This window comes from Gracilibacillus dipsosauri (assembly GCF_003176895.1).
GTDB lineage: Bacteria > Bacillota > Bacilli > Bacillales > Amphibacillaceae > Gracilibacillus > Gracilibacillus dipsosauri.
The window spans coordinates 145,070-161,431 of sequence record NZ_QGTD01000018.1 but is presented as its reverse complement, the minus strand read 5'-3'; the positions used below and the strand labels follow the sequence as shown (position 1 = coordinate 161,431).

General features: G+C 35.9%; 8 protein-coding genes. 1 reads left to right on the top strand and 7 read right to left on the bottom strand.

What is annotated here, in order from left to right:
- Positions 1-66: 66 nt before the first annotated feature.
- Complete coding sequence (locus DLJ74_RS16870) at positions 67-1,440, bottom strand: ABC transporter substrate-binding protein (protein ID WP_109985330.1); 1,374 nt, start codon at positions 1,438-1,440, stop codon at positions 67-69.
- Between the two features lie 327 nt (positions 1,441-1,767).
- Here DLJ74_RS16870 and DLJ74_RS16865 point away from each other — a divergent pair, with 327 nt between their 5' ends.
- A complete protein-coding gene (locus tag DLJ74_RS16865; RefSeq protein ID WP_054860302.1) occupies positions 1,768-2,532 on the top strand; it encodes a response regulator transcription factor in 765 nt (254 codons plus the stop codon).
- A 48-nt stretch (positions 2,533-2,580) separates the two neighbouring features.
- Here the strand turns inward: DLJ74_RS16865 and DLJ74_RS16860 are convergent, their stop codons facing one another.
- From DLJ74_RS16860 to DLJ74_RS16835, 6 genes are all read right to left on the bottom strand, one after another.
- On the bottom strand, positions 2,581-9,291 hold the full coding sequence (locus tag DLJ74_RS16860; RefSeq protein ID WP_181397635.1) for an Ig-like domain-containing protein: 6,711 nt from the start codon (positions 9,289-9,291) through the stop codon (positions 2,581-2,583).
- 101 nt (positions 9,292-9,392) lie between these two features.
- Positions 9,393-10,211 (bottom strand): carbohydrate ABC transporter permease, encoded by an 819-nt coding sequence (locus DLJ74_RS16855; RefSeq protein WP_181397633.1) that lies wholly within the window; start codon positions 10,209-10,211, stop codon positions 9,393-9,395.
- A 24-nt stretch (positions 10,212-10,235) separates the two neighbouring features.
- Positions 10,236-11,111, bottom strand: coding sequence for a carbohydrate ABC transporter permease (locus DLJ74_RS16850; RefSeq protein WP_109985327.1), 876 nt, complete (start codon positions 11,109-11,111; stop codon positions 10,236-10,238).
- Between the two features lie 58 nt (positions 11,112-11,169).
- Positions 11,170-12,459: an ABC transporter substrate-binding protein gene (locus DLJ74_RS16845; RefSeq protein WP_109985326.1), complete on the bottom strand. Its 1,290-nt coding sequence runs from the start codon at positions 12,457-12,459 to the stop codon at positions 11,170-11,172.
- Positions 12,460-12,780: 321 nt separating this feature from the next.
- Positions 12,781-15,135: a hypothetical protein gene (locus tag DLJ74_RS16840; RefSeq protein WP_109985325.1), complete on the bottom strand. Its 2,355-nt coding sequence runs from the start codon at positions 15,133-15,135 to the stop codon at positions 12,781-12,783.
- Between the two features lie 50 nt (positions 15,136-15,185).
- Positions 15,186-16,211 carry a LacI family DNA-binding transcriptional regulator gene (locus DLJ74_RS16835; protein ID WP_109985324.1) on the bottom strand — a complete coding sequence of 342 codons (1,026 nt, stop codon included), beginning with the start codon at positions 16,209-16,211 and terminating at the stop codon, positions 15,186-15,188.
- Positions 16,212-16,362 lie beyond the last annotated feature (151 nt).

The window sequence follows — 16,362 nt, the reverse complement described above, 5'->3', positions numbered from 1 at the left end:
TAATTGTTTTAAGGTACTTGATAAATGACAAGTACCCTAAAACTTTAATACTATTTCACATGCCTTTTAATTTCCCCATACTTCATCAATTGCTGATTGGAAGAGTGGTTTGTATTTCTCCACAACTGTTGATACAGATGTACCACTTCCAATTTCAGCTACAAAATCGTAGTAGCCTAAGTTAGGATAAGTATTATAATCCAATACTAGTAGATTTTCAGATACCATACGTAGATTATTAATATCTTCTTCATTCGTGTAATGACTTTCATAACTTGCCTGGCCTGGATAATCATAAATCGATTCAATATCATTTATTTTCTCCCAGATATACATTAATTGTTCAGGGTTTTCTACTGTTTTTGGAATCGTTAATGCTTGCAGTAATGCTTCAGCTGAATAATATTTATCTACACTTGGACCTTTAGGAAATGGAATAAAACCAATATCATAATCCGGCATATCCGTTGAAAGTCCATCAATCTCCCAATCAGCACCAGCATACATTAACGTATTACCTTGACGGAAAAACTGCCCTGGCTCTGTCCAATCTCCACCTTCAGTAGGTCGTGGAATTTGCTCTGTTACAAGCTGTGATTCAAATTCCAGAGCTTCTATCGTTGCAGGATCATCTAAATTATGTTCGTTGCCTTTTACTAAATCCGTGTTATTGGACATTAATGCAAATTGCATTAAGGATGCATTGGCTAGTCCCCATGTATCCAATTTTCCATCATTATTTGTATCCTTATTCGCTGCCTTCGCTACTTCAAGAAAAGTATCCCAATTCCAATTGTCTTCATCCACATATTCTTGAAGTGGTTTAAGCCCTAATTCATTCATTAACGTTCGATTGTAGAAAATTCCTTGTGCTAAGTTTTTGTGATCCTCTGTAAAGCCATAACCTTTTCCTTCATACGTATATAGATTACTTGTCATATTCTGATTAAAAGCATTTGGATTCTTTGTATATTCATCGATGGGCCATAATAAATCTTGTTTCACTAATGCCGGTACTGTATAGGTTTTACCGAGTCTTACGATATCACCAATTGGTTCACCAGCAATTAGAGATGCGGTAACTTTTTCTTGGTACTCGCCATAATCAATCGCAATATATTCCACTTTAAAATTATGTTTTTCCATCAATGCTTCTAAATTCTCACGACGTTGGATATTGTCTGGATTATCATCAGGTATAGTCATATCCCACCAAGAAACAATCTTTATTGTTTTACCACCTAAATCAAAGTCCATCTCAGGTGTCTGATAATAGTCAGCTTCCGATTCTTCTGGTGCGTCATTTTCCGTATCTTGATCGTTCTCCTCATTAGTATTTCCTGTGTCGTTGTTAACGCTTTCATCATTATTGTTACAAGCTACTAGGAAAACAAATAAAAAACACAAAAAAAGTGATAATAACAATTTCCTTCTGTCCATAACTAAAGCCCTCCTTATAAAGTTTATTTCTTATAATTTTAAATTTAGCATCGGGCAAATTTGTTCACAACCTGTTGCATACTAGTATTTCCACCTGTGAAATTATGGATGTTATTAATTACCATCAGCTAGTTTCCTAGCAATACTGACCTTAGAAGGACAAACTTTCATATGATCAGTACAGGACATAAAGAAATGTTACAAACATTTGGGTATTATATAAAGAAATGCACATTTTATTGTTTTCAAATATTACATATAATGAAATCGCATACATTAGTTGTTACTGTCTGTTCCTTAAGAGAATTCCAAAATAGGGGGTATAATATGTATAAAATTTTACTTATTGGCTCAAACAAGCATTCAACAGAGGCATTTCGACATATGGTTGATTGGAACCAATTAGGATTCTGTCTTACGGTGTGCTTAGAAACACCAAATTCTGTAATGGAGTTATTCAATAAGGATAGGTTTTCCTTCATAATCATCAATATGACAGATTTAAAGGATAAAGGTCTCCAGCTTTGTGAAGCCCTACGAAAAATAAGCTCCATACCTATTTTGTTAATTGGTGGGAACAAAGATTTTCAAATCATAAGAAAAGCCTTGAATCTCCAGGTCAATGATTATATTCCTGATCCAGTGAATCCTACTGAATTGAAATCATCCTTACTATTAATAAAAGAAACACTTTCCTCTGCTCATTATAAATCTAATACTCTACTCCATCTTGCCAAGCCGATTTCAAACCAAACAAGTGATATTATTGAGAAGGTAAAAAATTATGTGAATCGATCATTAAATGAGTCGTTAAGTAAAAAAATCACCTTAAAAGAAATAGCCGATCAATTAAACTATAATTGCTCCTATTTAAGCCATAAATTTAAATGTCGAGAGAACATGACCTTCAATGAATTTTTATTAAAACAAAGAATGGAAAAAGCAAAATTATTATTAGAAAAAACAGATATGAAGATTTATGAGGTTGCTCAAGAGGTTGGATATGTTGAACTAGATTGGTTTTACAAAAAATTCAAAACATATACAGGCGTTAATGCCAACAAATATAGACAACTGGCTGGTTCCAAATAGTTTAATAATAAAGTGAAAGGCGAGGAAATTATATTCCTCACCTTTCTACTATAATGATTTATTTTTTCTTCTATGCACAAATAAAATAATAGTGGCTATTGTAAGTAAAATTATACCTACTAACATATAGGTAAACATAGATGTTGCTGTTTCAGGTAGTTTATCATTACTTTCCTCAATAGACTGATTGTCACTTGATGAATTGTCATTATTCTTAGATCCTGAATCTGTTTCTACTTGTGCAAAAACTCCATATACGGAAAAATGAGGTACAGATAATGTAATAAAACCATTCTCCACTTCACCATCTCGCTTTTCCCATACTTTCTTCCCTTCGTTAAAGTAATAAATGCTTACTTCTTTTTCATTATATTTCTTCTGATCATAACCTAACGTTAACTTAAATGGTCCTTCAGAATTTTTATTGTCAGGATATTTAAAATGGACATCTATAACATCGCCTGCAATCACATAACCAGGATGCTGGATGTCTTTTGTTTCTAGTCTATTAATCATTACGGTAGTTCCTACCGGAAGATCATCTGGCAACGTAATGGATGCGTTTGTACCTTCCACCTCAAGCGTTGCTCCAGCAAATACTGGTGTTTCTTCTCCGATCTTGATAGATGAAGTGTAAATGGTAATTTTAATTTGCTTGTTAAAGCTAGCAAAGGAAACATTTAGGTTAGTAACACCTGCTTGTTTCGCAGATATTTTCCCTTGCTTTGTCACAGTCGCGATACTTGAGTCCTCTATATGGAATTCAGCATCTTTCGTAACGTCTTGAGACGATCCATCACTTAATCGAGCAGTGACTTCTACAGTTGCCTTCTCTTTTTTGGAAAGGGAGATATCCTGGTAATTAAGTTCAATATCCACCACAACTGGTTCTTTAGGAAGATTAATAGATTCCTTGAAAGTTGTTACAGCCTTCTGCAACTTAGATACCGCTTGATCGACTCTACTTTGGGTGTTGGATTCCAATGCTTCTTTCGCTTTGCCAATTGCACGAATAAGCTTCTCATTTGCAGATTTCGGATACTGGCCTGGCTCTGTTCCAACTTCTGCATCTTCCAACAAGTCCTCCGCTTTTTCAATCTCTGCCGATAAATCACTAGTATCTACAGATGGATACTCTACTTCAATCTTTAACTTATTGGAGTTCACTTCTGTTCCATTCATTGTAACTTCAGCCATCACTTCAATGAAATCCAGCTCGTCTGTATCTTTGGATAACGTAAGCTTGTCGTTATCAAATACTACAAAATCACTGTTATTGCTGTTAAATTTAATCGTTGCATTGCTCAGATTAGCTTTTGAATCATCACTCATCCAGCCTTCCACATGAAGCATAGTATTTTCTCCGGGTTCCAGAGATAACTTATCAGCAGATAATTGAATTTTTTCTAGAACAGGTTTAGCTATTACTGTTATTTTTGCTACAACTTTGACATCTGTACCATTGATGCTACCTCTCACCTCAAAGCTTCCGGGTTTCTCCAGTTGAGAGGGATCAATAGGATTCCATGTCACTTCAAGCTGTTGTCTCGATCCATCTTCATATGTTACCTCGATAGATGTGGGCATTTCTGGCATAATTCCTGTTTCCGTTTCAACAAGTACTTCTTCTATGTCTTCTATTACCGGAGCTTCTCCACCCTCTTTATAAATTGCATTAACTTCTTCAGCTGTCATGGCGTAGTTATAAATCCGAAAATCATCGAGTCCAGTCTGAATGAAACCATCATTGAATTGTGGATTCGTGTAGCCTAAATATTTGGGATCATCCGTTGCTGTAATACTCTCCAGTCCATCTTCTTCAGCAATCGTTACTTCCTGAGGTTCCCCATTCTTGTAAATCGCCGCTTCCTTTGTATCAGAATCAAACGTTGCGACCACATGTGTCCATTCATTCAAAGGTAGAAATTCGTCTGCAGGCTCGTCAACATAAAAGCGATTGAATCCATCTACTACCATAAATGAGGAGTAGCCAGAATCATATGTTAAATACCAGCCTTCTTGGTTCCATCCACCGTCAGGTTTCGCCCAGAAAATATTATTTTTACCCATTTCTCCTGTTCGCTTCATCCAATAGGACACGGTAATATTGGATGGCTGCAGTTCCTGGCTATTGCCAACATCAATAAAATTTGTTTCACCGTTAAATTGAAGGGCGCTACCATTCACACCTTCGATCCAATTTGGTTCCCCATTAAGTTCACCCTCATTACCTTTGGGAGAAGAATCCGTAATAATGGTTCCTTTACCCTCATCAAACGTATACCTTAATACCAATTCTTTTTGGGGTTCTGTTTCAGGTTCCTTTACCGTGACGAAAGCGATAGCTGAAATATCTGTACCGTTTACCTTACCCTTCACTTCAAAGCTTCCTGGTTTCTCGTATTGAGCTGGAGCTAATGCATCCCAAGTCACCTCAACTAATTCTGTACTATCATCATCGAATAACCCCATCACAGTATCCGGTAATATTGGTTCCACACCAGCTTCCGTTGTTACTTCAACTGGCTCTATTGAGATGAGCTCAGGATCCTCTGGCTGTGGTTGCGGCTCTTCGTTTTCAGTTTGTTCCACTGTCACATGTAACAACGCTTCTTTATCTGTCCCTTCTACATCACCACTAACAGTGAATTCACCTTCTTCTGCATAAAGAGAAGGGTCTATTTCTTCCCACGTTACTCCAACATTGACATTATCCATAGAGCCATCATTGTACTGTACTTCTACAGTTGGTGGTAAAAATGGTTCTATTCCTGCTTTTGTTACAATCTGTTGATCTGCAATTGTATTGATGGTAACACTCGATTCCTCTCTTACATAAATAGTTGCTGGGATCATTTGAGAGGATGACGCAAGTGACCCCCAAATAGTAAATTGCGTATCCGACTGCTCCAATTTCTCTTTACTAATCTCATTCCACGTTACCTTCGTATCTTGACGAAGACCGTCAAACACCTTTTGTACAGTTTCCGGCAAATTGGGTTGTTCACCAGTCTGAACACGTACTTTTACTTCTTCTGGATACAGTCCAAGTACAGGTGGTTCAAAAACTTTCCATTCTAGGATTCCCGTCCACTGAGCCCCCCTTGTAATCGTCATTCGTAATCCTGTCGTTACTACTGGATCAAATGTTGTCGTATTGTACTTATCTGGTTCTGTGCCCATACCTTCTATAACCTTAACATGTTCCCATTTGCCTTCTTCGGTCATATACTCCAATGTGTAAGATTCTGGCATCAGTATTCCGCCACCATCTGTCCACCAGTATACATCTGATTGATTAATGACAACAGGATCCTCCCAAGTGTACTGGACCCATTCTGTTTCAGAATCGTTGCCCCAGTTACCATAGGCTCCACCGTTTTTGTCTCCAGAATTCTCTGGATCAATGCCGTTATTAATCGCATTCAAGTCTTCCCAAGATGAAACAAAGGAAGTAGATGGCGTCGCACTCTGTGCAAGGTTCATGTTTTCCTGTACCACATCGAGTTCAATATCTTCAGTAGTTGTATACTCCCCATCATCCGCTGTTACTGTTAACACATACTTACCTTCTTCACTGAAACTCGCAACAGTTCTTATAGAGTTTGGGTTATCAAAAATAACTTCCCCTGGTCCAGATGTTTTTGACCACGATATTTCCGGAAATGCTTTAGGTTGTCCATCGTCTTCAACGGAAGCAATGAACCGCTTTTTCATCGGTTGATTGAAATCTTTATCAATGAATACACTTACTTTTGGAGCTTTATTTGGCTCAGCAGGAACTTCTATTCCTGTTTCAAAAGCTTGGATTTCTTTTAGACCAACCGCAAAACCAGGGAACGGTGTCATCGAAACCCTTACTTTTTGTGAAGTTACTGCATTAAATTGTACTTCATTATAATTCGCCTGAAGCCGACTTTTCTTTTGATATGGTATATTTACCCATTCTTCACCATTTAGGTACTGGATATTGTAATACAATGGTTCACGATAATTACCTAAATGTTTATCACTGTAGAAGTATAATTTCACGTTATCAAATGTAGTTGATTTACCGAAATCTACTTCAAACCATTCTTGGTCATTATCCGAACCTTTTGTTCCCCAAATTGGATTTGGCGCTGCATAATGATTGCCACGAGTCGTCGGTAATCCACTGACCGTAAAACCATCCACAGCATTCTCTGCTTTTGTTACTTCCTCTGGTGATGTACCTTGTGAGGTATAAGAAGCTTGTACCGGCTTCCCTTTTGCAAGGTTTTCTGCGTTATACGTTTCCACTGAAAGATCTACACCCGCTTTTTGGAACATATCTACGGCTTTTTCATTGGATGATAATGTGACAGAAGTTGCTTTCTTAAATTCATCTTGCTTCGCTTCACTGTGTAAAATCGATGCTTGGCTTTTTTCGTCCAAAATTGTAACATCACCTGTTGCGGGATCATAGCTTACATGAACTAGATCATCAATCGTGAATACACGCTGTCCATCCAGATAGAGCGAATACCCTTCAGGAGCATTTTCATAGTGTTTGTCATCATCTACTCGATCCCAGACAATCGTTAGATCACTACCATGATATTTTAAATTATTCACCGTGAAGTAATCGTAGCCCATATCAATAGGCCATAGCTCCACCACGTCATCTTCTCTAGGTTTCATCCCTGCTATATCTTCGATAATGGAGAAATTATAAGCACCTAAAATATTGTGATGTATCCAAGAGCGATATTCTATCTGACCTGTTTCTTCATTATAACTATTCCAAAACTCATTGTTATCTGGATATCGGTTGTCTCCATTCTTATATTGTGTCCATGTTAACCATTCGATTAATTTACGGTACATTGTTGGTGTAATATACTCAGAAGGATATTTTCTAATTGCTGTTGCAAACAACCTCGCCTGCAAAGTAGCGTTTATATTGGAGAAATTATTAGTACCTCCTACACCTGCATCAATAGCTTGCTGTTTGTCATATTGATTAGCAGTAAAGAATGGCATGATTGGAAATTGCTCTCTATCCGCATAAAAGCGTAGTGCTTGCTTGTACTCGTCCGTATTTGGTACTAATTCATGTGTAAACGGTGAAAAGTTTTGCTGGTCTTTCCATGGTACCAATTCATTAGATTCAATATCTCTTTGCTTAAATACTTTGCCATTCTCTCCTTCAGAATCATCCCATAACACATCGAGCAATGATTGTTTAATATTATCAGCTAATTCATTCATCTCCTGGGCTTTCTCTTTTTCACCTAAAATAGAATAGATTTCCGCAGCTGCTAAAGCACCAGAATAATTAAATGCACTTTGATCAGTTCTTTCTTGATCCCGATCTCTCCAATTTAATGCAACGGCATCTGCATCATTTCCTGTAAGCGAGCCCCAGTCATATTGGACAAGGTAATTAGTGTTTGTATCATATTTATCCAACTGTCCTTTTACATCGCCTTCTGCATAACGCGCAAGATTTTTTAGGATTTTTTCATCTCCACCATGCACTTTGTAAGATTCCCACGCTTCATCAGCAATCCATTGCTCGTATGTATTATTCCAATGAGCAGGATCACCAGGATTGTCCTGAAACGCAGAATATTTAGAACTTTCTCCAGAAGACAACCAATTACCATAAGAATAAATAGGGTCTCTGAAATATTTCAAATCTTGCATATGCATAGGCTGCGTCAACTGAATCGCATTATTATAACCGAGAATCCCCTCAATCGATACCGGAAATTGAAAATCATTTCCTGGAATGTTGGCATCAACGTAATTATAACGATTCAGGAATGTCCGGTAATAGGACATTTTTTTTATATTTTGATCAGGAATATCAATATAAGGAACGTTTTCATGCCACCACTCGTTATATTCATCCAATTGCGTTAAGTAAGCGGTCTTTGCATCATACTTCTTATAACGCTCGTAGTCAGTGGTTGATTCAGGAATTTCCTTTGTAGTTACCCCCATCTGCACTTTGATAGTAGTTTGTTCACCTGGGTCTAGATCAATTGTTTTAGTTAACACTCCATCCTTTACAGTAAAACCTTCCCCACTTAAACGTGGGTACATGGTTGTTAATTCATATCTTGCTTCTTGCACCCCAGTTAATTCTGTTCCATTCTCACTTGCCGTCCTTGCAATCGGAGAGGATACTATAGCCTCTGTGTTGACAACGCTTTCAGAATTGTTTGTAATATCTAATATTGTTACAGCAACATTGTTGTACGTAATAAATTTTCTCTGTTGGATGTTTAGAGTGTTGGTTTCATCGATGTGAGAACTGATCCAATGACTTGGATACTGTTTTCGAGTAGAGGATTCTTCTGATGTATTAAAATCGGTTAGTTGAATAGTATACATATCTTGTTCATTTCCTGTTGGCATTTCACGGTATGCATATCCACCTCCAAAGCCAAGCTCGTTTGGGTTATGGACAAACATATAAAGTGCTCTTCCTTTTGTAAACAAGTCTGAACCGCCTTCAGACCCTTTCCTTTCTAGTATTCTATCTATCCAAAAAGTGTCACCACCTTCTTCGATGTCAATTTTATAGATGTCCTTTAACATGGATCGGGAAGGATCATAGGATACCCTCTCGCTAGGAATCGGATTTTCATCTCCTTGATATTCAGGTGTACCAGGATCAACAGCTTCTGGAATATCATGCGTATAAGCTGCCAAGACAGAGTTGGCATTACCTAGTAAGAGAATCCATATTGCTACTGCTGTAAAAACTCCCTTAAACCATTTCCTCATTATTTCACCTCTCATTTAATCATTTATCACACAGAACTTGTTTTATCACTGTCAACATAATGAAGAAAATCTATCACCTCCTTAAAGTAAACTTATATATTCTACTCTTTAATTGCCCCTGCTGTTAAACCACTAATGATATATTTTTGCAAGGCAATGGAAATAAGAACAATTGGTATAGTTGCAGTCACTGCCGCTGCAGTCATTTGCCCCCAATTTAAGGAATGAATACCCTGAAATTGAGATATGGCAACTGGAACTGTTCTAGCATTGTCAGAAGAGGTAAAAATTAAAGCAAATAAGAATTCATTCCATGATAAGGTAAAGGCAATAATTCCTACTGTTAAAATTCCTGGTAATGACAATGGCAGAACAATTCGAGTGATAAGTTTAAACACACTACAACCATCCATAATCGCTACCTCTTCAATTGCTGGAGGTATCGTTCTAAAGAATCCAGTGAGAATCCAAACGACAAGTGGTGTAAAGTACGCTACATAAGGGATAATTAACGCAAAATAAGTATCAATTGCTCCAATACTTCTTAAAAAGCTGAAAAGCGGACTTATAATAAATATCCCTGGAAATATCGTAATAAATAGAACTAACATAAATAATATATTTTTTAGCTTAAATTGCATACGAGCGAAGGCATATGCAGCTGGTACTCCAATCAAAATACACACCAATGCCGTTACACCAGACACGAAGATACTGTTAAAGATATTGGTCAAAAATCCACTTTGGGTGATTACCGCTACATAATTATCTAAAAAGAATGTCTCTGGTAAAATTTTAACATCGTAAATTTCTCCTTGCTGTTTCAGAGAGGTAAGGACTGTCCACAAATATGGAATAATATTAATAAGAATAATTAACACTAAACCAATCCAAAACAACAAACTTTTTTTCTTTTTCATGTTTGACTCCTCCATTTTTTTCGTTTAGGTATCCATTTGTTTGTTCATGTTTCGGCTATAGAGGTATATTAATATACCAATAACCGTTACTCCAATTACTGCCATCGCACCACCTAAACCAAAATCGAGATATTGGAAGAACACCTTATAGTTGTAAAGTGTGAATATTTCTGTTGCTTCTCCAGGACCACCACCAGTCATTACATAAATTATATCGATGACATTGATTGTTTGGAGAGTTGTAAAAATCAACCCCATTGCAATGAATGGACGTATTAATGGAAGGGTTATATGATAATACTTTTTCCATGGACTGGCACCATCGATATCTGCTGATTCATATAATTCCTTTGATATCGTTTGAAGACCAGAGATAATAATTAAAGTCAGAAGTGGAGTAGTCTTCCATACGTTCGTTAAAATAACGCTCATCATCGCATGATCAGAAGAAACTAACCAGGGAATATTTTTTTCGATCAATCCTAAGCTTTTCAATATATGGTTGATAATTCCGAAGTCGGTTTCAAACATGAATTTCCATGCCTGAGCAGCTACTACCGGTGCAACAGCCCATGGTAATAAGATAGTTGCCCGAAACAATGACCTTCCTTTAAATGCTTGATTGGCAAGCTGTGCAGTAATTAAGGCTAAAATAAGCATCCCAATAACACTTCCAGCAATATATATTAAACTGGTAAGCAGTGATGAAATAAACCGATCATCCTGAAAAAGTGCTACATAGTTATCCAATCCAATAAAGTTTGCTTTTTCTTCTGTATTAGTTAGACGATATGATTGAAAACTATATATAATTGTTGTTACCAGAGGGATAAATACCACCACAATGATCATTGTAAATACAGGCACTAATAACAGGTAAGGTAAATATTTGTATTTCAATGTTAAAACTCCCTTACTTGCGGTTGAAGTGATGTTAAACCCCAACCGCACATCAATTTTATTCTAGGTTTTCCAACTCTTCAGCTAATCCGTCCAATGCCTCCTGAGGACTTAAGTCTCCTGATAGAGCCTGGTGTATGTGAGATTGAGCAATATCAGATAGTTTAGAGTATTGTGGGTGACTTGGACGTACAGATGCATCCTCAAATACTTTTGTATACTCTTCCAAATATGGTGCAGCTTTAATTACTTCTTCATCAGAGTAAATTTCTAGCTGTGTACCTGCATACCCACCATTTATTAGCATTTCTTTTTGATTTTCAACAGAAGTAAACCATTTGATAACTTCCCAGGCTTCCTCCGGATGGTTTGAACTACTAGAAATAGCAAAATTCCATCCACCTACAGAGTTAGCTTTTTGTCCGCCTTCAAACATAAAATTACTTGCTACCCATGTTTTATCTTTTACAGCAGAGTCGTCTGCTTGATTAATAGAATAGACATATCCCCAGTTTGGATTAAATAATGCTTGTCCTTGTGTAAATGGAATTCTTGAATCTTCTGGTGTGGAATTCCCAACTGCCGAAGGAGACACCACTTCATATTCATTCATCATATCCACCATAAATTGCAATGCTTCCACTGCCTCTGGACTATTAACCGTTACATTGCCATCTTCATCAAAGAAATCACCATTGTTTGCGTGTAAAAATTCAGTAAAGCTTACAATTAATTGTTCTGATCTGCCCCAGTGCATGGTGAATCCTTGAATCCCCTCTTCTTCCTGAATGTGCTGAGCAATTTCTACTGCTTCTTCATATGTTTCTGGAACATCGTAACCATATTTCTCTAAAAGATCAGAGCGGTACCAAAGTGGGTGAAGATCATTAAACCAAGGTACTGCCCATGTTTGGTCATTGTATTTCACCGAATCAACCTGACGAGCTATATAATTAGATTGCATATCCTCCGTAAACATTTCATCAAGTGGAAGGAGCCAACCCGATTCTGCAAATTCCGCTGTCCAAACTACGTCCATGTTTACGATATCAAGATTGTCTGAACCAGCCGATAATTGTGTAACCGTCTGATCATGCATTTGTGAAGCATCATTTGACATTGGGGTAAATTCTAGTTGAATATTGTCATGTTCCTCATTAAAACGCTGTCTTGCAGCTTCCATTTGTCCTCCTGGATCATTCTCAAATACAGCCATATGGATAGTTACAGCTCCATCCTCACCTTCATTACCTGAAGAATTATCGTTATTATTACTGCATGCAGATATTACAAAACCAGTACCCACCAATAATAAAAATACAAGTAATTTTTTCATTCTACTTTTCATTTATTGACCTCCTATTTTTCATAATCTTTGCTATTTTCCATTAAGATTCAACTGTGAGTAGAACAAACCACCTCCTCAATTTTAGAATACGCTTTCAAACGGCTTCGCTAATATGTTAATCGTTTAATCACAAATGATATATTTATGTTTATAACTTGATTTAACCGCTAATAACATATGTAATAACCGTTCTTTTCACAAGTTAATCACCTTTTGATAAAACGTTTAATCATTTTTTTCTTTAGACTATCACAGGTTTTAAAAGTCGTCAAGATTTTTTTAGATAAGGAAGAAGCCTACACTCTCCTTCCTCTTAAGAATTTAAGTATTCATCACTTGTTGCCAAGTATTATTCCATTTCTTTATACTAACTTTATTCATGCCTTTTTGCACTTCGATGTCATCCATTTCCATATGATAGAACTTTATCTCTTTTGGAAATGCTGCAAAACTAGTAATTGTATATACTCCATCTTCTTCTTTCAATTCCCCATTTACACATATCAGCTTGTCGTTTTCACAATAAACATAAGTCTTTGTGCCAAATCCATCTAAATAGGCGACTAGCTCTTCCCCCATATCCCAGTCATCACCTGTCGCATTACCAGCAAACAACTCAGGCTCATCTTCCATAAATACTGATTGTCCGAAACGATTATGGGATAATCTTCGTTTGTTTAAGTTAGGATAAGCAACACTATAAGTAGAGGCTGCTTCTCCTTTTATTATTCGATTATTTGTGGCAGTCGCATTCCAATCATAACAATACAGTACTGACATCATTGAATTATAAGCAGCATGTAAATACCTTTTGTCGCCTGTAAGTTCAAAAACTACTAGGGCAGAGTGAGAAACAAGTCCTCCCCATAGGGAATGAATCATATAACTTAATGCCTCCCACCAACGATCAGGATTTTGATGACGAAAATCATTGCTTGTACCGATATTTGCTAGAATTAATTCACCATATCTTTTTGCAGCTTCCACATCTCCATATAAAGACAAAGATTCAGCCGTTGGCCCAAATCCTGCATTATCATAATAATGCTCTGTAATAGCAGCAGTAAATTGTTCTTTTTGGTTAATAATATTTAGACAAAATCTATTCCACAAGTCTTGTAGTGGTTGATATAAATGTGATGAAAAAAATTTTAAATCCTTTAATAGGTCTTTAATAAATAAATTAAAGACACCATTCATTTTTGTTTCTTCTTTTTCACGTTTTTGGGAATGCATGGTTTCATCAAATCGTAAAAGCATCACTTCTGCCGCCCATTGCAAATATGTTTCTCTGTCATTTAATTGCAATGTATCATTACCATAGCAGGACAATAAATAAAAAACATGTGCAACATAATCAAAGTCTATGATTCTATAAAAATCACCATGAATATTAATAGGTTGTTGGAAGTTTCCATTCATAAACCATTTATTTTTTATATAATAAACAGCACTTTTTTCTACTTTTTGAACTTCTTCCTCGTTTATTTCAGATAACAGATTCTTTTTTAAGAGAAAACACAACTTACCAAGTGACTCTCCTTGATTAGAAATGGGTTGAAAACCATATTTATTTGATTGATTACTATCCTCTATAAATGACTGAGTAATCAGATATTCCGCTCTAGAATTAATTATTTCTTCCACCGGAGGCATTACATTAAACACTACAAAATCTGTTCTGTTGTTAGAAAAAATCACTTCTAATTTCTTCTCACCAAGCTGTTCTACAGGAAAACGTATGGAATACTTATTAACAGAAATCTTTTTCAAAAATGAATGGATTGAACTCCTGCTATCTTTCTTTACAAGTATTATATCTTTAATTTCCATTTTTTCTGGTAACTCTATTACTGCCTGAAATTCATGTTTTGAAATGACAACAGGAGAATAATCAATTGTAGGGTGTAATTGATATTTATTCCTGTCTGCCGATTCCACCATAAACTCAAATGTCCATTCTCTAACCGATCTTGATTCTAGAACATTATTGGTCTTTATCTGATCATATATCCAATCACCATTCGAGAATTCTTTATCAATAAGGATTATTTGATGAAACAATGCTCCGTCTAGGGAAGGTGATACTTGCTCTCGAAATCGGTTTGTATACCGACAAAATGTTCCTACATTCTTAACAGACCCTTTTATACAATACATTCCAAGGTCAGGTCCCTTATTATCTCTTTTCTTCGCTATTAGTTTTGTAAAATTCTCGGAGATATGTGGAAAAACAGCACACGAATGACTCATATTTCGTGCTACATTTACATCTCTAAACATCAAATATGCTAAAGAAGTCCATATAGCAAACTTATTAATGATTAAATCTTCATCTATAGTACTTTCTAGGGCTATTTGATATTGGAGTGCTCTGTCACTCTCAGTCCTGTATGAGAGAAACAATAAAAAATCTGAGAAGTCATATACAAACACTATCTCATTATCATTTACATTAACTGCAGGAATCATCGTCTTATTTGTGTAGATTTTATGATTTACAATCAGTTCAAAATTTCCAAAAAGTTTGTCATTATCAGGGTAGTTGTGTTCCTCTAAATAATCTTTATCAATGACCCAATTCGTGTTGACTGCATCATGAACAATATGAAGTTTATCTAAAATTCCCTTTTCATCTGTTAATAAGGAAAAGTTTTTATTTGATAGGGCATACATTTACATTCCTCCAATAATAGTTAAACGATTAATCTTTCGTTAAAATGGGATTATGAAGAATCCCTCTCTATTAATTCACATAACAATTTTATTTTGTTAGTTTTAATATTGTTACCGTTGATCACATCAATCAATGTTTTAATAGACCTTTCCCCCATATCATGAAGAGGCAGTGAGACAGTGGAAAGCTTCGGTGTGTAATAACTGCTGATCTCACGATTATCAAATCCAAAAATAGCAAGTTCACCCGGAACATCTAAGTTTAACTCCTTTGCTGCTTTTAGCACACCACCAGCCATTAAGTCGTTCATAGCTAAGATTGCAGAAGGCCTTTTTTCTTCCTTTAGTAGATCCATCGCCATCATATAGCCTGATTCAAATTCCCAATCACCTGTTTTTACATAATTAGGATTGAATTGAATACTACTATCCATCAATGCTTTACAATAACCGTTAAAACGCTCAAGTGCAGATTCTGAATTAATAAGACCACTAATAAGTGCAACTTCTCGATAACCTTTTTTAATCAAATAGTTCGTTGCATCGAATGACGCTTTATAATCATCATAATTAATCGAGATATCTGTATCATTAGAAGTGTCACAATAAGTATAGACTACTGGTGTATTGCTCTCAGGTAATATTCCGCTCACATTACGACGATGAATCCCAATATAAATAATCCCCTCTACTTGGTTGGATAATAATTGATGAAATAATGGCATTACCATTTCCTTGTAGGTATCTACATCGGGAAATTGATTGCCGAATTTCTTAAACAATCGCAAATTTGTTAATAATATGGAGTAATCATTCTCCTCTGCAAATTCATTTATGCCATCAATTATTTCTGGAGCATTAAATACAGAAAGATCTTCTACAATGACACCAATCGTATGTGTTTTATTCATTTTAAGACTTTTAGCTACTCTGTTAGGTTTGTACTCCATCTCTTCTACAATTTTTAATATTTTTTTTCTAGTTTCTTCTCCTACACGTCCTCTGTTATTTAATACATTGGACACAGTAGCCACTGAAACTTTAGCTAAATCTGCTATGTCTTTTATATTCGCCATTATTCTCAACCTTTTATTCATATTGATAAAACGTTTAATCAATATGATAATACAATATTCTTTTATACTTGTCAAATGAGGTTAATTTTTAAAGCTTCTAAAGGAGAGACTGCGAAGACTCAGAAATTTATGTTCGTTAACCTAAGAAAAG